The following is a 23,830-nucleotide window of genomic DNA, read 5'->3' as shown; positions in this document are numbered from 1 at the left end:
GTCAGAGGTCCTTCCCGTTCTTCCGGGAAATCCGAACGCGCTTGCCGGTTTCCTCATCGGTGCGGTAGCCCACGCGGGTGGGGTTTCCGTCCGAGTCGACGACCGCAACGTTGGAAACGTGGATCGGGGCCTCCTGCGTCACGATGCCGCCGGAGGAGGCGCCACGCTCGTTCGCAGAGACGGCGGTGTGCTTCTTGATACGGTTCACGCCCTCGACGAGGACCTTGCCGGTCGCCGGGTAGGCCGCGATGACCTTGCCCTTGGCGCCCTTGTCCTTGCCCGAGATGACGAGCACGGTGTCACCCTTGTGCACCTTCATCACAGCACCTCCGGAGCGAGCGAGACGATCTTCATGAACCGCTTGTCGCGGAGCTCGCGACCGACGGGTCCGAAGATGCGGGTGCCGCGAGGATCGTTGTCGCCCTTGATGATGACGGCAGCGTTCTCGTCGAACTTGATGTAGGAACCGTCCGGACGGCGGCGCTCCTTGGCGGTGCGCACGATCACGGCCTTGACGACATCGCCACGCTTGACGTTGCCGCCGGGGATCGCGTCCTTGACGGTGGCGACGATGACGTCACCGATTCCGGCGTAGCGACGGGACGAGCCACCGAGAACGCGGATGCAGAGGATCTCCTTGGCACCCGTGTTGTCGGCGACGCGCAGTCGCGACTCCTGCTGGATCACTTACTTCTCCTTGACCTGGATTGGTGTGTACGTCAGATTTCCGACCTGGACGTACGCGGTCGTCGGCTGCCTGCAGCGCACGTGCGAATCACACACGGGTCCTGTAAGCAACCCGTCCAGAGTAGGCCATATACCGTACGCAGGGCAAATTCGCGAATTGTGATGTCACTCCCCACCCCGGCACCGGGCGTGTCGCAGCGACGTCCACCGCTCCCCCACGCGAGGGCTGCACCTACTACCGGACGCACAGCACCCCACCACCCGCGGTGCGGGTGGTGGGGTGCTGCATGTTCTCGGTCCTGTCGAGGACGAGGAGGCCTTACTTGGCCTTCTCGAGCACCTCGACCAGACGCCAGCGCTTCGACGCGGACAGCGGACGGGTCTCCATCAGCTGCACGCGGTCGCCGATGCCGGCCAGACCGTTCTCGTCGTGCGCCTTCACCTTGGTCGTACGGCGGATGATCTTGCCGTACAGCGGGTGCTTCACACGGTCCTCGAGCTCGACGACGATGGTCTTCTCCATCTTGTCCGAGACGACGTAACCGATGCGGACCTTGCGGCTCGCGCGCTGTTCCTGGTTGCTCACTGCCTTTTCCTCACTCATGCCACGTCACCCGCATTCGGGCCGGTGGCCAGTCCGAGCTCGCGCTCGCGCAGCACCGTGTAGATACGGGCGATCTCGTTGCGCACGACGCGGAGCCGACGGTTGTTGTCCAGCTGACCGGTGGCCATCTGGAAGCGGAGGTTGAACAGCTCTTCCTTGGCTTCGCGGAGCTTGTCGGTCAGCTCTTCGTCGCTCAGCTCGCGGAGTTCCGCGGCGGGGGTACCGGTAGCCATCAGAACTGCTCCTCCCTCGTCACGATGCGGCACTTGCAGGGGAGCTTGTGCATCGCGCGACGCAGGGCCTCGCGCGCAATCTCCTCGTTGGGGTAGCTCATCTCGAACAGCACGCGACCGGGCTTGACGTTCGCGACCCACCACTCCGGCGAACCCTTACCGGAACCCATGCGGGTCTCGGCAGGCTTCTTGGTGAGGGGGCGATCCGGGAAGATGTTGATCCAGATCTTGCCGCCACGCTTGATGTGCCGGGTCATGGCGATACGAGCGGACTCGATCTGCCGGTTGGTGATGTAGGCCGGCTCGAGAGCCTGGATGCCGTAGTCACCGAAGGCCACCTGGGTTCCGCCCTTGGCGGCACCCGTACGGCTCGGATGGTGCTGCTTGCGGTGTTTGACCCGCCGGGGGATCAACATTGCGTCAGCCCTCCTTGTTCTCGGTCGAGGCAGGGGCGTCGCTCGATGCGGCGCGGCCGGCCTCGGTGCTCGTCGCGGTGGTGCCCGACGCGCCGGAACGACGCGGGCGGCTCGGACGCTCACGACGCGGCCGGTCGGCGGGAGCAGCTGCAGCAGCAGCAAGCTCACGACGGCCACCGACGATGTCGCCCTTGTAGATCCAGACCTTCACGCCGATACGGCCGAAGGTGGTCCGTGCCTCGTAGAGGCCGTAGTCGATGTCCGCGCGCAGCGTGTGCAGCGGGACGCGACCTTCGCGGTAGAACTCCGAACGCGACATCTCGGCGCCACCGAGGCGGCCCGAGCACTGCACGCGGATGCCCTTGACGTTCGGCTGACGCATGGCCGACTGGATGGCCTTGCGCATCGCACGACGGAAGGCGACACGGTTCGAGAGCTGCTCGGCGACGCCCTGCGCCACGAGCTGAGCCTCGGACTCGGAGTTCTTGACCTCGAGGATGTTCAGCTGGACCTGCTTACCGGTCAGCTTCTCGAGCTCGGCGCGGATGCGATCGGCCTCGGCGCCGCGGCGTCCGATGACGATGCCCGGACGAGCGGTGTGGATGTCCACACGCACACGGTCGCGGGTGCGCTCGATCTCGACCTTCGCGATGCCGGCGCGCTCGAGGCCGGAGGCCAGGAACTTGCGGATCGCGACATCTTCCTTGACGTAGTCCGCGTACTGCTTGTCCGCGTACCAACGAGACTTCCAGTCGGTGGTGACGCCCAGACGGAAGCCGTGCGGGTTGATCTTCTGGCCCACTACTGAGCTCCCTTCCGGCGGTTACGAGTCGAGGCCGACCCGACGCTTTCCACGATCACGGTGATGTGGCTCGACCGCTTGCGGATGCGGAACGCACGGCCCTGGGCACGCGGCTGGAACCGCTTCAGGGTCGCGCCCTCGTCCACGTACGCAGTCGCGACGACGAGCGTGCTGGGGTCGAGGTTGTAGTTGTTCTGCGCGTTCGCAGCGGCCGACGCGATCACCTTGGCGACCGGCTCGGCCGCGGCCTGCGGCGCGAACTTGAGGATGGCCAGGGCCTCCTCGACGGACTTACCGCGAACGATGTCGACGACGCGGCGCGCCTTCATCGGGGTCACACGCACGTGGCGCGCAACAGCCCGAGCGCTGTTGGTGGTGGTTTCAGTGCTCATCGACGCTTGCTCTTCCGGTCGTCCTTGATGTGGCCCTTGAACGTACGGGTCGGCGCGAACTCACCGAGCTTGTGACCGACCATGGACTCCGAGACGAACACCGGCACGTGCTTGCGTCCATCGTGGACAGCGAACGTATGACCGATGAAGTCGGGCAGAATCGTGGAACGGCGCGACCAGGTCTTGATGACCTGCTTGGTGCCCTTCTCGTTCTGCGTGTCCACCTTCGCCAGGAGGTGGTCGTCGACGAACGGGCCCTTCTTGAGGCTGCGTGGCATTCTCTAACTCCCTCCTTGACTAGCGCTTCTTGCCGGTACGGCGACGACGGACGATGAGCTTGTCGGACGCCTTGTTCTTGCGGGTGCGGCCCTCGGGCTTGCCCCACGGGCTGACCGGGTGGCGACCACCCGAGGTCTTGCCCTCGCCACCACCGTGCGGGTGGTCGACCGGGTTCATCACGACACCACGGACGGTCGGGCGCTTGCCCTTCCAGCGCATACGGCCGGCCTTGCCCCAGTTGATGTTCGACTGCTCGGCGTTGCCGACCTCGCCGACGGTGGCGCGGCAGCGCACGTCGACGCGACGGATCTCGCCGGAGGGCATACGCAGCGTGGCGTAGGTGCCTTCCTTACCGAGGAGCTGGATGCTCGCACCGGCGGAGCGGGCCATCTTGGCGCCGCCACCCGGACGCAGCTCGACCGCGTGGATGGTCGTACCCGTCGGGATGTTGCGCAGCGGCAGGTTGTTGCCGGGCTTGATGTCGGCGTTGGGGCCCGACTCGACCGGGGCACCCTGCACGAGGCCCTTGGGGGCGATGATGTAGCGCTTCTCGCCGTCCACGTAGTGGAGCAGCGCGATGCGCGCGGTGCGGTTGGGGTCGTACTCGATGTGAGCGACCTTGGCCGGCACGCCGTCCTTGTCGTTGCGACGGAAATCGATCAGGCGGTAGGCGCGCTTGTGTCCGCCACCCTTGTGACGGGTGGTGATGCGGCCGTGCGCGTTACGTCCACCGCGACCGTGCAGCGGGCGCACCAGCGACTTCTCGGGCGTCGACCGAGTGATCTCGGCGAAGTCCGCCACGCTGGCGCCACGACGGCCCGGCGTAGTCGGCTTGTACTTACGGATTGCCATGAGTCTTCTCGTCCTCTATCTCTCGAGAGTTCCGATCGCTAGGCGACCGGGCCTCCGAAGATCTCGATGGGCTTGCTGTCGGCCGTGAGGGTCACGAGCGCGCGCTTGGTGTTCTTGCGCTTGCCGTAACCGAACCGGGTCCGCTTGCGCTTGCCCTGACGGTTGGCGGTGTTGACGCTGCTCACCTTGACGCCGAAGACCTTCTCGACGGCAATCTTGATCTGCGTCTTGTTCGAGTCCGGGTGGACCAGGAAGGTGTAGGTGCCCTCTTCCATCAGCCCGTAGGACTTCTCGGAGACGACGGGAGCCAGCAGGATGTCGCGAGGATCGGCGATCGTGCTCACTTGCTCTCCTCCTTCACTTCCTGGCCGGACTCGGCCGGCCCGTGGATGAACGTGTTGAGCGCCTCGACGCTGAACACGACGTCATCGCTGTAGAGCACGTCGTAGGTGTTCAGCTGATCCGGCGCGAGCGCGTGGACGTTGGGAAGGTTCTGAACCGACTTCCACGCCGCCACGTCTTCACGGCCGACGACGAGCAGGACCTTCTTGCGGTCGCTGATCTCGCCCAGGAACGTGCGAGCACTCTTCGTCGACGGGGTCTGACCGGCGACGAGTTCGGTGATCACGTGGATGCGCTCGTTGCGCGCCCGGTCGGAGAGGGCTCCGCGCAGGGCGGCGGCCTTCATCTTCTTGGGGGTGCGCTGGCTGTAGTCGCGCGGCTGCGGGCCGTGGACGGTGCCACCGCCGGCGAACTGCGGCGCACGGGTCGAGCCCTGACGTGCGCGGCCGGTGCCCTTCTGGCGGTACGGCTTCTTGCCACCGCCGCGAACCTCGCCGCGGGTCTTGGTGGCGTGCGTTCCCTGGCGGGCCGCGGCGAGCTGCGCGGTGACGACCTGGTGCAGCAGCGCGATGTTCGCGGGAGCGTCGAAGATCTCGGCGGGGAGATCGACGGAGCCGGAGGTCTGGCCACCGGGGGCCTTGACGTCCAGGGTCAGCTTGGTTGCGGTCTCGGTGCTGGTCATGCCCGTGCACCACCCTTCACTGCGGTCTTGACGATCACGAGGCCGCCCTTGCGACCCGGGATCGCGCCCTTGATCAGCAGCAGACCGTTCTCGGCGTCCACCTTGTGGACCGAGAGGTTCTGCGTCGTGATGCGGTCGGAGCCCATACGGCCGGACATGCGCGTGCCCTTGAACACGCGGCCCGGGGTGGCGCAACCACCGATGGAGCCCGGACGACGGTGCACGGCCTGCGTACCGTGCGACGCACCCTGGCCGGCGAAGCCGTGACGCTTCATCGTGCCGGCGAAGCCCTTGCCCTTCGAGGTGCCGGTGACGTCGACGTAGGCGCCGTCCTCGAACACCTCTGCGGTGAGTTCCTGGCCGACCTCGTACTCGGAGGCGTCCTCGATCCGGAGCTCGACCAGGTGACGGCGCGGCGTGACGCCGGCCTTCTCGAACTGGCCGCGAACCGGCTTGTTGACCTTGCGCGGCGCGATGGCACCGTAGGCGAGCTGCACGGCGTTGTAGCCGTCGCGCTCCTCGGTGCGGATCTGCGTGACCACGTTCGGTCCGGCCTTGACGACGGTGACCGGAACGACCCGGTTGTTCTCGTCGAAGACCTGGGTCATGCCGAGCTTGGTGCCCAGGATTCCCTTGATCTGGTTAGTCATGTGTTGTCTCCGCTGCGTCTTTCACAAGCTCGCTGTAATCGAATGTCACTGAATGTTGACGTCGACACTCGCCGGGAGATCGATGCGCATGAGCGCGTCGACGGTCTTCGGCGTCGGGTCGAGAATGTCGATGAGCCGCTTGTGCGTCCGCATCTCGAAGTGCTCGCGCGAGTCCTTGTACTTGTGCGGCGAGCGGATGACGCAGTACACGTTCTTTTCAGTGGGCAACGGCACCGGGCCGACCACGCGGGCACCCGTACGGGTCACCGTCTCGACGATCTTGCGCGCAGATGCGTCGATCGCCTCGTGGTCATAGGCCTTGAGCCTGATGCGGATCTTCTGTCCCGCCACGCTTAGTGTCCTTTTCTTGCCGCGTTTCGTGATCCCCGGCGGAGCCGGAAACCACCTCGTCTGCACAGTTCCCCAGGGAACGGCGACCGAGAACAGCACTCGAAACACAGTGCGAGCCGGACGTATCCGATCCGCTTGCCGCTGTTCATCTGTCATTGTTCTCCGGTCCACGCGGTCGGGCGTGTCGGCCCGCCGCTCATTCCCCGGCGTCGATGCTCGAAGGCTTCGACACCGCAAGGAACGGAACCGGCTGCGCTCCGCAGGAGCGCACAGGGGTACTGCTTCCGTCTTGCATGTGGCCGCGACCAGGCCGTGAGGCTCGATCCGCGACTGTCACGTCTTTCCCGTTCCGAGCCGCGAAACATCCATGGCCCGGTCAAGGCAACCCGACCAGTATGCAGGAGCACGGCCGAGAGTTCAACTCACGACGGTGCGTGATGTGCACCTCGGCGATACGCCGCGCGGTCGGGTCCGCGTGGTCGAGCCTAGCCGATGGGGTTCATCGGCAGGGTCCGAACCGGAGCGGCCGCCCCGATCGTATTCGTCGGGTCGGGACCGGGGCCCGGCGGCACCAGCGCGACCTCGGGGACCCGTGCGCCGGCGGCGACGAGCTGCGGCTCGTCGCGCCAGATCGGCAGTGCCTCCTGCAGTTCGAGCCCGATGCCGATGAGACGTTCGTCCTGCCACGGCCGCGCACCGAGCTGCACACCGACCGGCATCCCCGTCGCGGCGGAGTACCCGGCAGGCAGGGTCACCACGGGGGCACCGGAGTAGTTCGCCCAGCGCACGGGGCCCGTCACTCCGGCCGTGACACTGATGCCGAGGAACTCCTGGCGTCGTGCGCCGTCGACGGAGGCGCCGGGCAGCATGATCGCGTCGAGATCCTGGTCGACGAACATCCGGTTGTAGTCGCTCTGGTAGCGCAGGCGGTCGCGTTCGAAGGTGAGGTAGTCGCCCACCGGCACGGCCAGCGAGGCCACCGCCGTGCCTGCGGCCACCGCGTTCTCGGGGCGGTACAGGCCGAGCCGGTCGGTGAACTGCTGGTGGTAGGCGCCCATCTCGACCTGATCGCCGGTCGCGAGAGATTCGGGCAGCGGCGGCATCGTCACCGGGACGGTGACCGCGCCGAGCGACTCCGCCACCCGCGCCGCGTCGTCGACGACGCGCTGCACGGCCTCGGGAGGTGCGGGATTCGTGTTCACGGGCAGCCCGATGCGCACGCCGGCGAGGGGACTCGCTCCCCCGGCCGCCGTCACCGGGTAACCGCCCTCGGGAACGTCGGGGCCGAGTGCCGTGATCGGGTCGGCCGGGTCCGCGCCCGCGAGCACGGTCATCATCAGGGACGCGTCCGCGACGCTGCGGCCCATCGGACCCACGTGGTCGCGGGTCCAGGTCAGCGGGATCATGCCGTGCGAGGTGATGCGCCCGTAGGTCGGCTTGATCGAGGAGACACCACAGGCGCTCGCCGGGAACCGGACCGAACCGCCGGTGTCGCTGCCGAGCGCGAGGGGCGCGAACCGCGCGGCGAGCACGGCCGCGCTGCCGCCGGACGATCCGCCGGGCGACATCTCGGTGTTCCACGGGTTGCCCACCTGCGGGGTGGCGACACCGATCGCGAATTCGTCGGTGTGCGCGTGCCCCATGAGCACCGCGCCGGCGTCCTCGAGTCGGCGCCACACACCCGAGTGCCCGGCCGCGATGTTGCCCTCGAGGACGCGACTCGACGCGGTGAGCGGAAGTCCGGAGACCGCGAAGATGTCCTTGAGAGCGATCGGAAGCCCGCACACGAGCGGTGCCGGGGCCTGGTCGCGGCGCGCGCGGGCGAGCCGCTCCCCCGCCGCGTCGGCCGCCGCGTAGGCGATCTCGGGGTAGAGCCGGATCCACGCACCGATCGCTCCGTCGTACGAGCGGGTGCGGTCCAGACAGGCGTCGAGCAGTTCCCGGGGGTGCAGTTCGCCGGCGTGCAGCAGCGCCGCCGCCTCGACCGCACTCATCCTCGCGGGATCGGTGACGGTGACGGTGTCGGGTGGAGGGAGCCTGCGTGGCGGAGCCGCACGACCGCTCCCCGCGGTCGCACCCCACGCGAACAATCCGCCGGCGGCCCCTCCCAGTAACCGTCGGCGTGATACTCCGGTGCTCACCCCGCCAACCAAACCACGAACTGCGTCACGATCCGGGCGAGGCGGGGAATGTGTGCCACATGTCACCCCCGGCCGTGATGCCGCCGAGACCGTGCGGTGATAATGCGAGCCGTCCATCAGAGGAAGGCGCATGCCATGAACTCGTCCGCTTCGTCCGGATCATCACGGTCCCCGAAGATTCGTCGGCGACCGCAACTCTCGGACGACGTGGCGGCGCACGTGAGAAACCTCATCATGTCCGGCGGTGTGCGACCCGGCGATTTCGTCCGTCTGGACGAGACCGCGGCCGACCTCGGGGTGAGCGTGACCCCGGTGCGCGAGGCTCTGCTGACCCTCCGTGGTGAGGGGCTCGTCGAACTCGTCCCCCATCGCGGGTACGTGGTGTCCCCGCTCGACAGATCGGACATCGACGACATCTTCTGGCTCCAGGGCAGACTCGCCGAGCGGCTCGTGGAGCGCGCCGCGACCCTGATGACGGCCGAGACCCTCGCGGAGCTCGACGAGCTGGCCGCGCGTTTCGCCGAGGCCGTGCGGGCCGGTGACGGCGCGCGCATCGAGGACCTCGAATTCGAGTTCCACCGGACGTTGAACCGGGTGGCGCGTTCGCGCAAGCTCGCGTGGTTCCTCCACAACGCGACCCGGTACACCCCCGTGCACTTCTACTCCGACGATCGCAACTGGGGGACGGCGGCGATCGCCTCACACGAGCGGTTGCTGCAGGCGCTGCGCACCGGTGACGTCGAGGCCGCCGGACGCGAGACGCGCGAACACTTCACCGACGGGGCCCACCGACTCGTCGAACACCTCGAAGATCTCGGCGTCTGGTCCTGACCGACCGGCGTGAACACCCCGAGGGGAACGGACGTCGGCGCCGACGCGCATGTCCGTCCGCCCCTCCCGGGATCGTGCGCACCGGTACGATTCCGACGGTGACGGACCGACCCGTCCCCGACGGGGACCGAGATCTACGGCGGGGTGTGATGTGAGCGATCACGACCAGGCAGTTCTCGTGGAGGACGTCCACAAGTCGTTCGGCGACGTCCACGCACTCGACGGGATCAGCTTCTCTGCACCGCCGGGCCGTGTCCTCGGCATCCTCGGCCCCAACGGCGCCGGCAAGACCACGATGGTCAAGGTGCTGTCGACACTGTTGCGTCCCACCTCGGGTCGCGCCGTGGTCGCCGGGCACGATGTGGTCGCCGACGCCGCAGCGGTCCGGCGGTCGATCATGATGACCGGCCAGTTCGCCGCGCTCGACGACACCCTCACCGGCCGGGAGAACCTGATCCTGTTCGGCCGCCTGATGGGTCTGGACAAGAAGTCGGCCACCCGGCGCGCCGACGATCTGCTCCGGGAGTTCGATCTCGTCGACGCCGGTCGTCGCCCCGTGAAGGGTTATTCCGGCGGTATGCGCCGACGGGTCGACATCGCGTGCGGCCTCGTGGTCCGTCCCAAGGTGGTCTTCCTCGACGAGCCGACCACCGGTCTCGACCCGCGCAGCCGGCAGGGCGTGTGGTCGCTGGTGGGGGCGCTCAAGGACCAGGGCATCACGGTGCTCCTGACGACGCAGTACCTCGAAGAGGCCGACGTGCTGAGCGACAACATCATCGTCATCGACAAAGGCACCGTGATCGCGGAGGGCACCGCGAACCAGCTGAAGTCCTCCGCGGGTGGCACCCAATGCGAGATCGTTCCGGCCGACCCGCGGGCGATACCCGAGATCCTGCACGCCCTGAACGGTCTTCTCTCCCAGGACGTCCTGGTGGGTACGGTCCCCGACACGGATCGGGTGTCCGTCCCGGCACCGGACGGCGCCGCGACCCTCACCGACGTGCTGCGGCGCATCGAACCCCTGGGCATCGAACTCGCCGACATCGGTCTGCGACGTCCCTCGCTCGACGACGTCTTCCTCCGCCTCACCGGGCACTCCGCTTCCGACGGCGGCGATCCGACGGACGGTGGCCCCACGAACGACGGCCCGACAGCGCCGCCCGAGGCGGAACGAGCGGAGCCTGCGCCGGCAGGTGAGCGGCCGTGACGGCCCGCACCGACGAGACGGTCCGCGGGACGGAAGCCTCCACGGTCTCGTTCACCGACTCCCCGTCCACCCTTCCCGCACGTCGGGGAGGGGTCCACCGCCGGATCACGCCGTCGGGCGTCGAGCAGTGGTGGGTGCTGACGCTCCGGTCGTTGCGCACGATGGCGCGGTACGGCGAGTTGGTCCTCACGGTCCTGGCACCGTTCGTCTTCGGTCTCGGCTTCTATCTGCCGCTCAAGTTCGTGATGCAGTTGCAGGGCATCGACTACGCGCAGTTCCTGATGCCCATCATCGTGTTGCAGTCGATGGCGTTCACCGCCATCTCCGCGGCGCAGCTGGCAGCGCAGGAGGGCACGACCGGTGTGACCTCGCGTCTGCAGACGATGCCCGTCGCCCCGGCGGCGCCCCTGGCGTCACGGATGACGGCGAGCATGGTGCGGTCGGTCATCTCCTTGGCCGCGGCGATCGGATTCGGTTATCTCATCGGTTTCCGTTTCTCCGCCGGGCCCGGGCAGGCAGCGTTGTTCTGCGCGACCGCACTGATCATCAGCCTGTTGTTGTGCCTGGGCGCCGACGCGATCGGATGTCTGTCCCGGAGCCCCGAGGCCACAGCGCAGGCGCTGACCCTGCCGCAGCTGATCCTCGGGATGCTCTCGTGCGGTTTCGTGCCCGAGGAGGGATTCCCCGAGTGGATCAGACCGTTCGTCCGCAACCAGCCGATCTCGCAGTTCTCCTTCGCGATGCGCGACATGGCCCAGGACGGCGTGACCTGGGAGGTCTTCCGGCCGAGCCTGTTCTGGATGATCGGGCTGGCCGTGATCTGCATCCCGGGCGCCGTGTGGGCCGCGACGAGGCGGGAGTGAGTCGATGAGCAAGACCGTCGAGACACAGCGGGCACGGGCCCGATCGCGAGAGCGGGCAGGGACTCCGGGTCGCGCCTTCGCCTATCCCGAACCGGATCGCGTCCGCAGCGAGAGTTCCCTCGGCGCACTGTGGGAGCACAGCCGCCTGCAGTGCGGTCGCCTGCTGCTCCGGTGGGCCCGCGATCCGGCCACGATGATCCAGGCGCTCATCTATCCGGCGCTCACCCTGGTGATGTTCCGCATCGTGCTCGGCGACAGCATCACCGCCGCGACCGGCTATTCGTCGATCTTCGGCACCGTGCCCATGATCGTGCTCGTCGGCGCGATGTTCGGCTCGGTCGTCAGCGCGGTGGGGCTGCGCACCGAACGCGATTCCGGCCTGCTGAGCCGGTTCCACACGCTGCCCGTCCACCGCTCGTCCGGTCTGGTGGGACGATTGATGGCGGAGATGGTGCGTGTGTTCGTCACCTCTCTCGTGATCTTCGCCGCCGGCATGGCGTTGGGTTTCCGGTTCACGCAGGGCATCGGCCCCACCCTGCTCAGCCTTGTGGTCCCGCTGATCTTCGGTCTGGGATTCGCGATGATGGTGACGGCTCTGGCGACCCTGCCGGGACGCACACCCCTCGTCGAGACCGTCTCGATCCTGTGCACCCTGCTCATGTTCTTCAACTCGGGGTTCGTGCCGGTCATGGCATATCCGAGCTGGCTGCAACCCGTGGTGGCGAACCAGCCGATGTCCTGCGCAATCGACACCATGCGCTCGCTCGCGATGGGTGGTCCGATCGCGGAACCGTTCCTGAAGACCGTCCTGTGGTCGGCCGGGATGGTGGCGATCTTCGTCCTCCCCGCCGTCGTCGGATATCGGCGCTCGGCCGAACAGAATTGATCCGAGCGTCACCCGTCGAGCCGACTCGACCACACGAATGGGGAAGGCCCTTCTCCGCTGGGCGGTTTCAAGGGGTCGACGCAACACCGCTGTTAGTTGGTGGGGATTAGATCACGCAGACGCTCGGCTGGAGTATCCCAGCCGAGCGTTTTGCGTGGCCGGCCGTTGAGTTCCTGGGCGACGTGCTCGAGGTCCGCCGGGCTGTAGACACTCAGATCGGTGCCCTTGGGGAAATACTGCCGCAGCAGTCCGTTGGTGTTCTCGTTGGTGCCGCGTTGCCAGGGGCTGGCCGGGTCACAGAAGTACACGGCCATATCGGCGGCGATACCGAACTGTTTGTGCCGGGCCATCTCGGCGCCCTGATCCCAGGTCAGCGAGCCACGAAGATGCGCGGGCAGGTCTTTCATCGCGGCGATGAGCGCGTCCCGCACGGATTCGGCGTCGTGCCCGTTCGGCAGGTGCAGCAACATCGTGTAACGGGTGGTGCGTTCGACGAGGGTGCCGATCGCGGTCTTGTTCAGCTCACCGGTGATCAAATCGCCCTCCCAGTGTCCGGGCACCGCACGGTCGGCGACCTCGGCGGGCCGGTCACTGATCATCACCATCGGATCGGTGAATCGCTGATACCGCTGACCGTCCGCGCGGTGCGGTTTACGTCTCGCCCGTCCGGTCCGAAGTGCCTGTTGCACGTGCTTTTTGAGCCCACCTCGAGCTTGGAAGTAGAGGGCTTGATAGATCGTTTCGTGGCTCACCCGCATACTTTCGTCGTCGGGATGATCCCGGCGCAGACGGTGCGAGATCTGCTCCGGCGACAACTTCCGGGACAGGCCTTCCTCGACCGCTGCCCGCAGGACCGTGTTCACCACCAGTTTGGACTGCTTGGGCCGCGCCCGGGCGGCAGCGGCGGCTCGATCGGCCTGATACGGCAGGTACCTGCCCTCGATGCTGTGCCGACGAACCTCCCGCGAGACGGTCGAGACGTTCTTGCCGATCCGAGCGGCGATGGCCCGCAACGAATCCTCGACGAGCAGGCCGTCGGCGATCGCGATCCGGTCCTCGGTCGACAGATACCGGTCGCTGATCGCCGGCCGTCCGCTGTCATCGCAGGTCACTCTGGTCGCACTGGTCACAGACTGTGTGTAGACGGTTCCGTGGTGGTAATCCACGACCCGCCCATCGGGGTGAATCCGCTTGCTGTTCGAACGCCGGATCCCCTGCCGCCAGTCCCGTGCGGTGCGTTCGTTGACCCCGACCTCACGGGCTGCTCGTCTGGCCGACCACCTGTCAACGGCCATCGTGGTGTCCCCGCTCTGGGCCAGGTGGAAGTCCCCGCCTCGTGGGTGTTCGGGGTTGGGGTCAGGGGCGTTCACCTCGTTCGTGTCGGGCCTGGCGCATCCGGTAGGACTCACCGTCGGTGAGCACGACGGTGGCGTGGTGCAAGAGCCGGTCGAGGATGCCGGCGGCGGTGGTGTGTTCGGGCAGGAACCGGCCCCACTGCTCGAACGGCCAGTGCGAGGCGACCGCCAGGGATCGGCGTTCGTAGGCGCCGGCGACGAGTCGGAACAGCAACTGGGTGCCGGTGTCGTCCAGCGGCGCGAACCCGACCTCGTCGACGATGATCAGATCTGCCCGCAACAGCGTGTCGATGGTCTTGCCGACAGTGTTGTCGGCCAGGCCGCGGTAGAGGGCTTCGACGAGGTCGGCGGCGGTGAAATAGCGGACCTTGTGCCCGGCGTGCACGGCCGCGATCCCCAACCCGATCAGGGTGTGGGATTTTCCGGTACCCGGCGGGCCGACCAACGCCAGATTGGCGTGGGAACGAACCCATTCCAAACCGATCAGGTAGTCGAATGTGGCTTGTGGGATGGAGGACTCGGCGACGATAAAACTGTCGAGGGTCTTGGCGACGGGGAACGCGGCCGCTTTGAGTCGGGCGGCGATGTTGGAGGCGTCGCGGGCGGCCAACTCCGCTTCGATCAGGGTGCGCAGCACCTCCTCCGGAGTCCAGCGTTGGGTCTTGGCGGTCTGCAGGACCTCGGCGGCGGTGCGGCGGACGGTGGCGAGTTTGAGTCGGCGCAGACCGGCGTCGAGGTCGGCGGGCAACGCCGCGACCGCCGGCGGAACGGCGGTGCTCGAACTGCTCATCGTGCGGTCTCCTCTCGGGTGACGGCGTAGGCGTCGAGAGATCGGGTCGGGGCGGTCGGCAGGTCCAGCACCAGCGCCTCACCGCCGGGGCGGGGTTGGGGAACCCCGCCCCGGCGTCGAGGATGGAACGGACGTCGTCGGCGCGGAACCGCCGGAACGCCACTGCCCGGGTCAGGGCGGCGAGCAGGGCATCGGTGCCGTGCGCGGCCTGCAGGTCCAGGAGCACCGCGAGTTCGGCGGGCAGGCGGGTGTTGGCGGCCGCGGCGGCGCCGACGAGGAACTGTTCGGCGACCGGACCGAGTGCGCAGAATCGTTTCTCGACTTCGGTTTTCGGTCGCGGACCACGACTGGGAGCCTGTCGTGGGGTCGGGTAGTGCTCGTCGAGGATCGACGCGGTGCCCGGGGCGGTGAGCGCGTGATCGGCGGCGACCTCCCCTGTGGCGGGGTCGGCGATCAGCAGTCGCCCCTCGCCGGCGGTGACGGTGACGGTGGCCCCGATCAGGCGGGTCGGCACCGAATAGCGGGCCGAGCCGAAGCGGATGCAGGAGAGCTTGTCGACCTTGCGGGTCACCGGTGGCGGCCCGATCTGCAGTCGCAGCGACGGCAGCGGCCCGAGCACGGCCTGTTCCTCGCGCAGGCGCTGGGCGGGGACCGCGTCGATCTCGGTGTGCACCCGGGTGTTGACCTCGATGCACCAGGCCTTCGCGGCGGCGTTCGCGGCGGCCAGGTCCACCGGTCGGCCGGACAGGTCGGCGTCGGTGAGCAGCGGGACGACCAGGTCGCGTTGGGCGTAGCCGACGAGGTGTTCGACGACGCCCTTCGACTCGGGGTCGGCGGCGTGGCAGAAGTCGGGACGGAACCCGTAGTGGGTGGCCATCCGCACGTAGTCCGGGGTCGGGACCACCACGTTCGCCACGACTGCGCCTTTGAGGCAGGCCATCCGGTCGGCCAGGACCTTGGTGGGCACCCCGCCGATCGCGGCGAGAGCCTCGGCGATCAACGTCAAGGTGGTGGCGGCGCGTTCGTCGGTGGCGAAGGCGACGAACCGCCACCGTGAATACGCCAGCACCGCGCAGAACAGGTGCAGACCGGCACCGAGGGTGGCCCAGTCGATGACCAGGTATTCACCCGGTGTCCACACGGCGGGACGGCGACCGCGGTGATTGTTTTTGCGCCACTTGGTTCTCTCGTCGGCGACGAGGCGGCGGAAGTTGCGGTCCGAGCCGGTGTATCCGGCGGCCGCGGCGATGGGGAGCAGGCGTTTGGCTTCAGATTCTGCCGCGGGACGAGGCGATGCGTTCTGCGACGATCTCGGTGACGGTGTCGTAGTTGCGGGGGCGGGGTTGCCGTGGGGGCGGGGTGTCGCCGGCTTCGAATCGTTCGATGACACGGCGGACGGTTTTGTGGGTGGTGCCGCACATCTCGGCGGCGCCTCGGTAGGTGCCGACCTCGCGGTAGGCGGAAATGATGTCCATGCGGTCCTTCGCAGACTTCAATGGAACTCCCTGGGCGGTGACAGGTGACTGGGTGGCACCTTCACCTTCACCGCTCAGGCCTGGCGTTCCGGTGGGAATCACGACGAACACGAGGCGGGGACTTTCATCTGGCCACCACCGGGGACCGTTACTCGGCCACCAGTGGGGACTTTCTCATGGCCATGGACACCACCCGGCTGCGATCAACTCCAGACAACGACGCTTGGCTTCGGGTTTGCCCTTCGGCGAGATCTTCCCTGTGCGGACCAGTCCCTCGTCGACCAGGATCCGGCGGGCCACCGAATGCGCCACCTTCGAGGCCTTCGCCGCCCGGGTGATCGAACCGGTCTCGTTGTAGACAGACACGATCAGCGCAGGGTCGGCGGTGCCGGCCCGGCCACGGGATCTACCCGCCGGCCGGCCGATCGCCCTCAAAATCGCGTAACACCGCTGTCGGGGCAGCCCGAATGCGGCCGCGGCCTCCTTGACCGGAATCCCGGCATCGATCAGTCGTGCCAGTTGGTCACCGAACCGGTCGCAGTCCTCCGTAAACGACATGATCGTCGCAACCTCTCGTTGAGAGTGTTGCGACGATCATGTGAACCCCCCCTGGCGAAGAGGGGCCTTCTCACACCTGGTCGCGACGGACCGGCCGGACTTACGAAGTCAGACCGAGTGCCTTCTCGAGGACGGGCCACGAATCCTTGAGGTCGTCCTGCCAGTAACCCCACGAGTGGGTGCCGGAGTCGCGGAAGTTGTAGGTGGCGGGGATGCCCAGCTGGTCGAGGCGGCCACGGAGGTTGTGCGTGCAGTAGTTGGTCGCAGCCTCGATGACACCGCCGACGATGATCTGGTTGGCGAGCACGTCGACCTCACCGTCGATTTCGGGGCCGGCCAGGGTGTCGTAACGTCCGGGCAGGCCGGTGCCGTTGGAGATGTACAGATCGAGTCCGCGCAGCTCCTCGGCGTGCACGTAGGGATCGTTCTCGACCCAGGCCGGATCGTCGAGCTCGCCCCACATGTTGCGGGTGTCGCCGCCACCCCAGGTCTCGACGACGAGCTTGACGAACTGCTGACCGATCGGGTCGGAGGTCTGCGCGCACCCGCTGTAGGCCGCGACGCCCTGGTACAGGCCGGGAGCAGCGATGGGCAGCTGCAGGACGGACGTACCCGAGGACGACAGACCGGCGATCGCGTTGACGCCGTTGGTGCCGAGCGCGGCGTCGATCAGCGGCGGGACCTCCTTCGTAAGGAAGGTCTCCCACTTGTTGACGCCGAGCTCCGGGTCCTCGTTCTTCCAGTCGGTGTAGTAGCTCCACTTTCCGCCGACCGGCGAGACGACGTTGACGTTCTTGTCCTTGAAGAACTCGATCGCGTCGGTACGGAAACGCCAGGTGGCACTGTCCTCGCCGCCGCCGGCGCCGTTGAGGAGGTACAGCGTCGGGCGCGGCTCGCTCGTGTCGGCCGGACGCCAGACGTCGAGCAGGATCTCCTTGTCCATTGAAGCGGAGTACACGTAGACCAGCAGCTGCTGGTCATCGTACTTCTCGATACGAGTGATCTTCGAACCGTTTTCACTGGTTACCGACTGGAGCGGTTGCTGGCTCTCTACCACCGGGTCCGCCGGCTGTGCGATTGCCGGAGCGAACGACAACGCCGCCGAAAAAACTGCGCATGCCGCGCCAACGGTCAATACACGAAGTCGTCCGGATCCTCGCATCGGATGCTTCATACGGTTCTCTCACCTTTTCGAGTTGGGCAGCGGTTGTCGGCGTCGGGTTCGACGGTGACGAACGGAACCTACCTGATTACAGGTTTCGTACAGTTACATGCGTCGGGATGCGGAAGCAACTCGTTACATCTGCTTCCTTCTCAGGTACTCGTCGAGTACAGGGCCGATCGCCGCGAGCGACTCCGGCGTCATCATCGCCCCGTGGACGCAACCGACCGGAACGTCCTTGATGCTGCCGGTCACAAGATGTGACCACTGCTGCTCGACATCGTCCTGGTTCGGCGAATGATCCGCAGCGGTGAAGTAGAGCAGATCCCCCTCGAAAACACCCGGAGTATGCGAGGCGATGAGCTCGGCGGAATGGAGCGCACCTTCGTACAGGTCTCGAAACCGCTCGGGAGAGAGGGCGAACATCTCCTGCGGGATCATCTCCCACAACTTTTCCAGGTGTTCGTCGGACAATGCCATCACGTTGTCCCCATCCTCAAGGACGACGCCGATCTGGGCGAGCTCGTCACGAATGGTGTCCCGGAAATCCCCCACCTTCAGGTTCAGTCGGCTGTCGAGCATTGTCAGACTCCCAACCTGTTCGTTCTCCCCCTGAAGACGGACAGCCATTTCGTGAGCGAGCACGCCACCGAGCGACCAGCCCATCAGATGATAGGGCCCTTCGGGTTGCACAATCCTGATCTCCTCCACATAGCGGGCGGTCATCTCGGCGAGGGACTTAGGTCGGTAACCGTCCTCCGACAGAATCCGGGATTGGACGCCATAGACAGGACGGTCGCGCACAAAATGGGTCAGACCCGAATACGTCCATGCCAAACCGTACAGAGGATGCACACAAAAGAGCGCCTTGCCGCTACCACGAGTCCGAAGCGGCAACAGGATCTGCATCGAATTGTCGTCCGACGGATCGAACGCTTCCCCGCTATCGAGATCGAACGCGATCCGCTGTGCCAGCGCCTCGACGGTGGTTTCGGCAAAGAGCCATTGGACTCGAACCTCGACACCGATCTTCTCGCGTAGGCGACTTACCACTCGAGTTGCGATCAGTGAGTTTCCGCCCAGCTCAAAGAAGTCGTCGTCGACACCGACGCGGGGTACGCCTAACACCTCGGCATAGACGTTCGCGACGATCTCCTCGATCGGGCTACGGGGAGCGCGGAATTCGCGGACCTCGAAGACGGGCTCCGGCAGGGCCTTGCGGTCGAGCTTGCCGCTGGTGTTGAGCGGGAACGCATCGAGCACGACGACCGCCGACGGCACCATGTACGACGGCAGGACGCTACGCACGGCGTCGAGCAGGACCGCCTTGTCGACAGTGTGCCCGGGTGCCGGCACGACGTAGGCGACCAGCTGCTCACCGGTCGGTGTCGGCACGACGAGCGCGACGGCCTGGCTCACCTCGGCGCAGCCGAGCAGCGCCGTCTCGATCTCGCCCAGTTCGATGCGCTGACCGCGGAACTTGACCTGGAAGTCGGTGCGGCCGAGATAGTCCAGGACGAGGGCACCGTCGGCGATGCGGCGCCACCGCACGAGATCGCCGGTGCGGTACATCCTGCTTCCCCGCACCCCGAGGGGACTCGCGACGAACCGGTCGGACGTGAGGTCGGGGCGCTTCTCGTAGCCGCGCGCGAGTTGCACGCCACCGAGATACAGCTCGCCCGGGGTTCCCACCGGGGTGGGACGCAGACGCGAATCCAGCACGTATACCTGCACGTTCGCTTCGGGAACGCCGATCGGCACGGAATGGTCGCCGTCCTCGGCGCCCCAGTAGGTCGCCGAGACCGCGGCCTCGGTGGGGCCGTAGAGGTTGTGGACCGCCGCGTCACCGAGACGCCGGAAGGCCGTCACGGTCTCCGGCGGGAGGGCCTCGCCGATGACGAAGACGTGGCGCAGGCCGGCGCAGCTACCCGCCGGGGCGTGGGCGGCGAAGACGGTGAGCATGGACGGGACGAAGTCGGTGAGCGTGACGCCGTACCGGACGATCGCGTCGGCCACGTAGGCCGGGTCGCGGTGACCGTCGTGGGTCGCGACGACGAGCGTACCGCCGGTGCGCAGCGGCAGGAAGTAACCCCACAGCGACACGTCGAAGGTCGTGGCGGTCTTCTGGAGGTACACGTCGCCGGGCGAGATGTCGTACTCCGCGGCCATCCACTCGAGCTGATTGACGATCGCCTCGTGGGGGACGGACACACCCTTCGGACGTCCGGTGGATCCGGACGTGAAGATCACGTAGGCCGGTGAGGCGGCCTGGACGGTGCCCCGCAGTTCGTCCTCGCGCACGGGCTCGGCCGGATGGTCGGGCAGAGCCGGGTCGTCGACGAGGATCGTCTCGACCCCGGCCGGGAGATCCCCGGCGTCGGCGGTGGTGCTGAGCACGCACACCGGTCGTGCGGTGTCGAGGATGTGGCTGATCCGGTCGGCCGGGTGGTCGGGGTCGAGCGGCACGTAGGCCCCGCCCGCCGTGACGACCGCGTACATGGCGGCGACCAGATCGATCGAGCGCCGGATACCCAGCGCGACAAGCGATTCGGGTCCGACACCGACCGAGATCAGGTGACGGGCGAGGCGGTTGACCCGCGCGTCGAACTCCGTATAGGTGAGGGCGTCGTCGCCGAAGACGACTGCGGTGGAGTCCGGGGTCGAGGCGACCTGCGCGCGGTAGCGCGAGAGCAGGGTCTGCGCATCGACCGGTCGCTCGGTGGCGTTCACCTCGACGGTGAGCGCGTGTCGCTCCGGCGCGGCCAGCAGGTCGACGTCACCGACGACCATCTCGACGTCGCCGGTGAGCGATTCGAGGACCGTCACGAGACGGGCGGCGAGCGACCGCACCGTCGTCTCGTCGAAAAGGTCCGTGGCATAGGTGAACTGGGCATCCATACCGGCGGGACGTCCCTCGACCTCTCGCGGTCCGACGGTGAGCTGCAGATCGAACTTGGCGATGCTGCCACCGAGATCCACCGGCTCGACGTCCAGTCCGGGCAGGGCGAGGTCGGGTCGCTCCATGTTCTGGAAGAACAGGGCCACCTGGAACAGCGGATGGTGACCAGCGGAACGAACAGGGTCGAGGACCTCCACGAGCCGCTCGAAGGGCAGGTCGGCGTGGGCGAACGCGTCGATGTCCGAGGCGCGGACCTCGCGCAGGACGTCGGCGAACGTCCGCTCGGGAGTGACGGTGGTCCGCAGCACGAGTGTGTTGACGAACATGCCGATCAGATCGTCGAGCGCCTGCTCGCCGCGGCCCGCGACCGGGGTGCCGATCGCGATGTCGTTCGCACCCGAGATCCGGGACAATAGAACGGCGAAGGCCGCGTGGAAGACCATGAAGGGCGAACATCCCGCGGCCCGGCCGAGTTCGACGACGGCCTCGTGCAGGGCCGGGTCGATCTCGAACTCGACGACCGCCCCGCGGCCCGACGCCCCGGCCGGGCGTGGCCGGTCGGTGGGCAGTTCGAGACGATCCGGTAGATCCGCAAGAACCGATGTCCAGTAGGCGATGTCTTTCGAGATCGTCGAATCCGGATCATCCTCGTCGCCCAGGACGGACCGCTGCCACAGGGTGAAGTCCGCATACTGCACGGCGAGTGGTTCCCAGCCGGGCACCGCCCCCGCCCTACGGGCGAGGTAGGCGGTGACGAGATCACGCACGAACGGCTCCATCGACGCACCGTCGGCAGCGATGTGATGGACCACGATGATCAGAACGTACTCGTCGCCCGTCCGTAAGAGTTCTAGTCGCCAGGGCACTTCGACGGTGATATCGAATCCCGTCATCACTGCATGGATCACTCGACTTTCGATCTCCGAGCTCTGGACCTCCTCGACTCGTAACACCGGGATAGCCTTCGAGACAGGCAGGACCAACTGGCTGCCCACACCGTCGCGGTCCGGATAGATCGTCCGAAGGGGTTCATGTCGTTCGACAAGATCCGCGACCGCGGCACCGAGCGCATCGGCGTCGAGTGTCCCGCGCAGACGCAGTGCGACGGGGATGTTGTTCGCCGCCGAGGCCGAATCGAAGCGATTCAGGAACCACATGCGCTGTTGCGCGAAGGATAGTGGAATCGTCTCGGGACGAGGGCCTGGCACCAAAGGTATGCGATCCCCCCCGGCGAGAGACTCGACCACGGCAGCGAGTCCCGCCACAGTGGAGGATTCGAAGAGTTCGCGCACGGTGACCCGCACACCGAGCGCTTTGGAAATCCGCGCCGCCACCCGCGTGGCGATCAGCGAGTTGCCCCCGAGAGTGAAGAAGTCGTCGTCCACCCCAGCCCGGGGCACGCCCAACACCTCTGCGTATGTCCGTGCCACGATCTCCTCGTACGGCGTAGCGGGAGCTCGGTACTCGCGCTCTTCGATCACCGGCTCCGGCAGAGCATCACGATCGAGCTTGCCCACCGGGGTCAGCGGCACCTCGTCGAGCACCACGATCGCCGACGGCACCATGTGCGGCGGCAACGATCGCGACACGAATTCCGTCAACTCCGCGGTGTCGATCGTGCGGCCGCGGACGGGCAGCACGTAGGACGCGAGGACGGTCGCACCGGACGGGGTGGACCGCCCCACCGTCGTCGCCCAGTTCACGGACTCGTGTGCGCTGAGGACCGCGTCGATCTCACCGAGTTCGATGCGGAAACCGCGCACCTTGACCTGGAAGTCGCTGCGGCCGACGAACTCGATCTCGAGCCGGTCCTCGACGGGCCGCCACCGGACGACGTCGCCGGTGCGGTACATGCGGTCGCCGGGTTCGCCGTAGGGGTTGGGGACGAACCGCTCGGCGGTCAGCGCGTTGCGGCGGTGGTAGCCGCGGGCGAGTGCCCGGCCGGCCACGTAGAGCTCACCCGCCATGCCGGCGGCGACGGGCCGCAGACGCGAGTCGAGCACCAGGGCCGACACTCCGTGTGTAGGACTACCGATGGTGATCGGCCGTCCCGGCTGGAGCCTTCCGAAGGTAGTCATAATGGTCGCCTCGGTCGGGCCGTAGCCGTTGAAGTACCTCCGTCCCGCCGCCCATTGCGCGAGCAGTTCGGGCGTGGTGACGTCGCCGCCGACACAGATCGTTTCCACACTGTCGAGGCCGGTCGGATCCATGGTGCCCAGCACGGCCGGAGTGATCGTCACATGTGTCACCCCCTCCGCCCGCAGTAACTCGGCGAGATCCGGCCCGCCGATGATCCCTGCCGGCACGATCACCAGAGTGGCACCGCTGGAGAACGTGGCTGTCCACTCGAGCACCGATGGGTCGAAGCTCGGCGAACAGATGTGCAGGGAGCGGTGCCCTGCACGGAGATGGTAGAGATCGGCAGCAGTGTCGACCACACCGCCGAGGCCGGCGTGGGTGACGACGACGCCCTTGGGCTTGCCGGTCGACCCCGAGGTGTAGATCAGGTAGGCCGGGTGGTGGACCCGGATCGGGCGTACCCGGTCGGCGTCGGTGATCGGTGCGGCGGAGCGGGATTCGACGTCGGCGGCGAACGCCGGGTCGTCGATCAGCAGCCATTCCGCGTCGTCGGGCAGTCCGCCGACGAACTCGGACGACGTGATGCCCAGGGTGGCCCCGGAGTCGTCGAGCATGTAGCGCACGCGGTCGTCCGGATAGGTCGGGTCGACGGGCAGGTGCGCGGCGCCGGTCTTCGCGATCGCCCACACGCTGAGCACCATCTCGTACGAACGGGGGAAGGACACGGCCACGAAGTTCTCCGGTCCGGCACCACGCTCGATGAGCAAGCGGGCCAGTCGCGACGAGGTTTCGTCGAGTTCGCGGTAGGTGATCGACCGTCCCTCGTACCGCACTGCCACGGCGTCGGGATCCATCGCGCCCCCCCGCGTGAGGATATCGCTGAAACTTCCTCCAGTGGTCACGTGACCACCGCGGACGTGGATGAGGCGGTCGAACTCATCCACGTCGAGGATCGCCAGGTCGCCGACGGGCGCCTCCGGAGTGTCCAACGCGCCAGTGAGCAACATCGAGAACCTGCGCGCGAACTCCTCCACGGTCCGCCGATCGAACAGGGCCGTCGCGTAGGAGAACTCGGCTCCGATGCCGGCGGGCTCGCCCTCCTCGTCGTACTGCTCACGCAGTATGAGCGAGAGATCGAACTTCGCAGTGTCGACGTCGAACGGGACTCCTGAGACCGTCAGGCCCGGAAGTTCGAGCGCTGCCTCACGAAAATTCTGGAACGACAGGACCACCTGGAACAGCGGGTGGCGTGCCGTCGACCGTTCGGGGTCGATGATCTCCACGAGCCGCTCGA

23 protein-coding genes and 1 pseudogene are annotated in these 23,830 nt (G+C 67.1%); 4 read left to right on the top strand and 20 right to left on the bottom strand.

What is annotated here, in order from left to right; genetic code table 11:
- Position 1: 1 nt before the first annotated feature.
- The 14 genes from rplX to NVV99_RS15060 all read right to left on the bottom strand — a co-directional run bounded on the left by rplX (position 2) and on the right by NVV99_RS15060 (position 8,284).
- Entirely contained in the window at positions 2-319 is a 318-nt protein-coding gene (gene rplX, locus NVV99_RS15125) for a 50S ribosomal protein L24 (protein WP_006554600.1), read from the bottom strand.
- On the bottom strand, positions 319-687 hold the full coding sequence (rplN, locus tag NVV99_RS15120; protein WP_006554601.1) for a 50S ribosomal protein L14: 369 nt from the start codon (positions 685-687) through the stop codon (positions 319-321). The genes rplX and rplN overlap by 1 nt, the downstream gene beginning before the upstream one ends.
- Before the next feature lie 319 nt (positions 688-1,006).
- The gene (rpsQ, locus tag NVV99_RS15115) at positions 1,007-1,291 is read right to left on the bottom strand and encodes a 30S ribosomal protein S17 (RefSeq protein WP_024101619.1); all 285 of its coding nucleotides are present in this window, start codon (positions 1,289-1,291) and stop codon (positions 1,007-1,009) included.
- Complete coding sequence (gene rpmC, locus NVV99_RS15110; protein ID WP_006554603.1) at positions 1,288-1,524, bottom strand: 50S ribosomal protein L29; 237 nt, start codon at positions 1,522-1,524, stop codon at positions 1,288-1,290. The genes rpsQ and rpmC overlap by 4 nt, the downstream gene beginning before the upstream one ends.
- Entirely contained in the window at positions 1,524-1,940 is a 417-nt protein-coding gene (rplP, locus tag NVV99_RS15105; RefSeq protein ID WP_006554604.1) for a 50S ribosomal protein L16, read from the bottom strand. The genes rpmC and rplP overlap by 1 nt, the downstream gene beginning before the upstream one ends.
- Positions 1,941-1,944: 4 nt before the next feature.
- A complete protein-coding gene (gene rpsC / locus NVV99_RS15100) occupies positions 1,945-2,742 on the bottom strand; it encodes a 30S ribosomal protein S3 (protein WP_006554605.1) in 798 nt (265 codons plus the stop codon).
- Positions 2,742-3,134, bottom strand: coding sequence for a 50S ribosomal protein L22 (rplV, locus tag NVV99_RS15095; RefSeq protein ID WP_006554606.1), 393 nt, complete (start codon positions 3,132-3,134; stop codon positions 2,742-2,744). The genes rpsC and rplV overlap by 1 nt, the downstream gene beginning before the upstream one ends.
- A complete protein-coding gene (gene rpsS / locus NVV99_RS15090; RefSeq protein WP_003938088.1) occupies positions 3,131-3,412 on the bottom strand; it encodes a 30S ribosomal protein S19 in 282 nt (93 codons plus the stop codon). The genes rplV and rpsS overlap by 4 nt, the downstream gene beginning before the upstream one ends.
- Before the next feature lie 19 nt (positions 3,413-3,431).
- Positions 3,432-4,265, bottom strand: coding sequence for a 50S ribosomal protein L2 (rplB, locus tag NVV99_RS15085; RefSeq protein ID WP_024101620.1), 834 nt, complete (start codon positions 4,263-4,265; stop codon positions 3,432-3,434).
- Positions 4,266-4,303: 38 nt separating this feature from the next.
- Entirely contained in the window at positions 4,304-4,609 is a 306-nt protein-coding gene (gene rplW, locus NVV99_RS15080; RefSeq protein WP_006554608.1) for a 50S ribosomal protein L23, read from the bottom strand.
- Positions 4,606-5,289 carry a 50S ribosomal protein L4 gene (gene rplD, locus NVV99_RS15075; RefSeq protein ID WP_006554609.1) on the bottom strand — a complete coding sequence of 228 codons (684 nt, stop codon included), beginning with the start codon at positions 5,287-5,289 and terminating at the stop codon, positions 4,606-4,608. Before rplD ends, rplW begins: the two co-directional genes overlap by 4 nt.
- Complete coding sequence (gene rplC, locus NVV99_RS15070) at positions 5,286-5,939, bottom strand: 50S ribosomal protein L3 (RefSeq protein ID WP_006554610.1); 654 nt, start codon at positions 5,937-5,939, stop codon at positions 5,286-5,288. Before rplC ends, rplD begins: the two co-directional genes overlap by 4 nt.
- A gap of 45 nt (positions 5,940-5,984) precedes the next feature.
- Positions 5,985-6,290 carry a 30S ribosomal protein S10 gene (gene rpsJ, locus NVV99_RS15065; RefSeq protein ID WP_003938093.1) on the bottom strand — a complete coding sequence of 102 codons (306 nt, stop codon included), beginning with the start codon at positions 6,288-6,290 and terminating at the stop codon, positions 5,985-5,987.
- A gap of 485 nt (positions 6,291-6,775) precedes the next feature.
- Positions 6,776-8,284, bottom strand: a complete 1,509-nt coding sequence (locus NVV99_RS15060) for an amidase (protein WP_041803423.1) — start codon at positions 8,282-8,284, stop codon at positions 6,776-6,778.
- 282 nt (positions 8,285-8,566) lie between these two features.
- Here NVV99_RS15060 and NVV99_RS15055 point away from each other — a divergent pair, with 282 nt between their 5' ends.
- The 4 genes from NVV99_RS15055 (at position 8,567) to NVV99_RS15040 (ending at position 12,218) form a co-directional block, all read left to right on the top strand.
- Entirely contained in the window at positions 8,567-9,262 is a 696-nt protein-coding gene (locus tag NVV99_RS15055; RefSeq protein ID WP_051424840.1) for a GntR family transcriptional regulator, read from the top strand.
- Positions 9,263-9,413: 151 nt separating this feature from the next.
- The gene (locus NVV99_RS15050; RefSeq protein WP_024101623.1) at positions 9,414-10,469 is read left to right on the top strand and encodes a daunorubicin resistance protein DrrA family ABC transporter ATP-binding protein; all 1,056 of its coding nucleotides are present in this window, start codon (positions 9,414-9,416) and stop codon (positions 10,467-10,469) included.
- A complete protein-coding gene (locus NVV99_RS15045; protein WP_024101624.1) occupies positions 10,466-11,332 on the top strand; it encodes an ABC transporter permease in 867 nt (288 codons plus the stop codon). The genes NVV99_RS15050 and NVV99_RS15045 overlap by 4 nt, the downstream gene beginning before the upstream one ends.
- A gap of 4 nt (positions 11,333-11,336) precedes the next feature.
- A complete protein-coding gene (locus NVV99_RS15040; protein ID WP_024101625.1) occupies positions 11,337-12,218 on the top strand; it encodes an ABC transporter permease in 882 nt (293 codons plus the stop codon).
- 92 nt (positions 12,219-12,310) lie between these two features.
- Here the strand turns inward: NVV99_RS15040 and NVV99_RS15035 are convergent, their stop codons facing one another.
- The 6 genes and pseudogenes from NVV99_RS15035 to NVV99_RS15010 all read right to left on the bottom strand — a co-directional run bounded on the left by NVV99_RS15035 (position 12,311) and on the right by NVV99_RS15010 (position 23,819).
- Positions 12,311-13,513 (bottom strand): IS30 family transposase, encoded by a 1,203-nt coding sequence (locus NVV99_RS15035; protein ID WP_051424841.1) that lies wholly within the window; start codon positions 13,511-13,513, stop codon positions 12,311-12,313.
- A 61-nt stretch (positions 13,514-13,574) separates the two neighbouring features.
- On the bottom strand, positions 13,575-14,363 hold the full coding sequence (istB, locus tag NVV99_RS15030; RefSeq protein ID WP_024101627.1) for an IS21-like element helper ATPase IstB: 789 nt from the start codon (positions 14,361-14,363) through the stop codon (positions 13,575-13,577).
- A pseudogene (istA, locus tag NVV99_RS15025) lies at positions 14,360-15,859 on the bottom strand (IS21 family transposase). Before istA ends, istB begins: the two are co-directional and overlap by 4 nt.
- 153 nt (positions 15,860-16,012) lie before the next feature.
- Positions 16,013-16,396 (bottom strand): hypothetical protein, encoded by a 384-nt coding sequence (locus NVV99_RS15020; RefSeq protein ID WP_024101630.1) that lies wholly within the window; start codon positions 16,394-16,396, stop codon positions 16,013-16,015.
- A 100-nt stretch (positions 16,397-16,496) separates the two neighbouring features.
- Entirely contained in the window at positions 16,497-17,558 is a 1,062-nt protein-coding gene (locus NVV99_RS15015) for an alpha/beta hydrolase family protein (RefSeq protein WP_033097162.1), read from the bottom strand.
- Positions 17,559-17,693: 135 nt separating this feature from the next.
- On the bottom strand, positions 17,694-23,819 hold the full coding sequence (locus tag NVV99_RS15010) for a non-ribosomal peptide synthetase (RefSeq protein WP_260782924.1): 6,126 nt from the start codon (positions 23,817-23,819) through the stop codon (positions 17,694-17,696).
- Between the last annotated feature and the right edge of the window lie 11 nt (positions 23,820-23,830).

It is taken from the genome of Rhodococcus sp. PAE-6 (assembly GCF_025290685.1).
Taxonomy (GTDB): Bacteria; Actinomycetota; Actinomycetes; order Mycobacteriales; family Mycobacteriaceae; genus Rhodococcus; species Rhodococcus pyridinivorans.
This window is presented reverse-complemented; position numbering and strand designations above follow the sequence as displayed.

Coding starts and splice junctions, on each gene's coding strand:
- rplP (WP_006554604.1), bottom strand. CDS start 1,940: ATGTTGATCCCCCGGCGGGTCAAACACCGCAAGCAGCACCATCCGAGC.
- rpsS (WP_003938088.1), bottom strand. CDS start 3,412: ATGCCACGCAGCCTCAAGAAGGGCCCGTTCGTCGACGACCACCTCCTG.
- istB (WP_024101627.1), bottom strand. CDS start 14,363: ATGAGCAGTTCGAGCACCGCCGTTCCGCCGGCGGTCGCGGCGTTGCCC.
- rplX (WP_006554600.1), bottom strand. CDS start 319: ATGAAGGTGCACAAGGGTGACACCGTGCTCGTCATCTCGGGCAAGGAC.
- rplB (WP_024101620.1), bottom strand. CDS start 4,265: ATGGCAATCCGTAAGTACAAGCCGACTACGCCGGGCCGTCGTGGCGCC.
- NVV99_RS15055 (WP_051424840.1), top strand. CDS start 8,567: ATGAACTCGTCCGCTTCGTCCGGATCATCACGGTCCCCGAAGATTCGT.
- rplV (WP_006554606.1), bottom strand. CDS start 3,134: ATGAGCACTGAAACCACCACCAACAGCGCTCGGGCTGTTGCGCGCCAC.
- NVV99_RS15040 (WP_024101625.1), top strand. CDS start 11,337: ATGAGCAAGACCGTCGAGACACAGCGGGCACGGGCCCGATCGCGAGAG.
- NVV99_RS15020 (WP_024101630.1), bottom strand. CDS start 16,396: ATGTCGTTTACGGAGGACTGCGACCGGTTCGGTGACCAACTGGCACGA.
- rplC (WP_006554610.1), bottom strand. CDS start 5,939: ATGACTAACCAGATCAAGGGAATCCTGGGCACCAAGCTCGGCATGACC.
- rplD (WP_006554609.1), bottom strand. CDS start 5,289: ATGACCAGCACCGAGACCGCAACCAAGCTGACCCTGGACGTCAAGGCC.
- rpsQ (WP_024101619.1), bottom strand. CDS start 1,291: ATGAGTGAGGAAAAGGCAGTGAGCAACCAGGAACAGCGCGCGAGCCGC.
- rpmC (WP_006554603.1), bottom strand. CDS start 1,524: ATGGCTACCGGTACCCCCGCCGCGGAACTCCGCGAGCTGAGCGACGAA.
- NVV99_RS15015 (WP_033097162.1), bottom strand. CDS start 17,558: ATGCGAGGATCCGGACGACTTCGTGTATTGACCGTTGGCGCGGCATGC.
- NVV99_RS15035 (WP_051424841.1), bottom strand. CDS start 13,513: ATGGCCGTTGACAGGTGGTCGGCCAGACGAGCAGCCCGTGAGGTCGGG.
- NVV99_RS15060 (WP_041803423.1), bottom strand. CDS start 8,284: ATGAGTGCGGTCGAGGCGGCGGCGCTGCTGCACGCCGGCGAACTGCAC.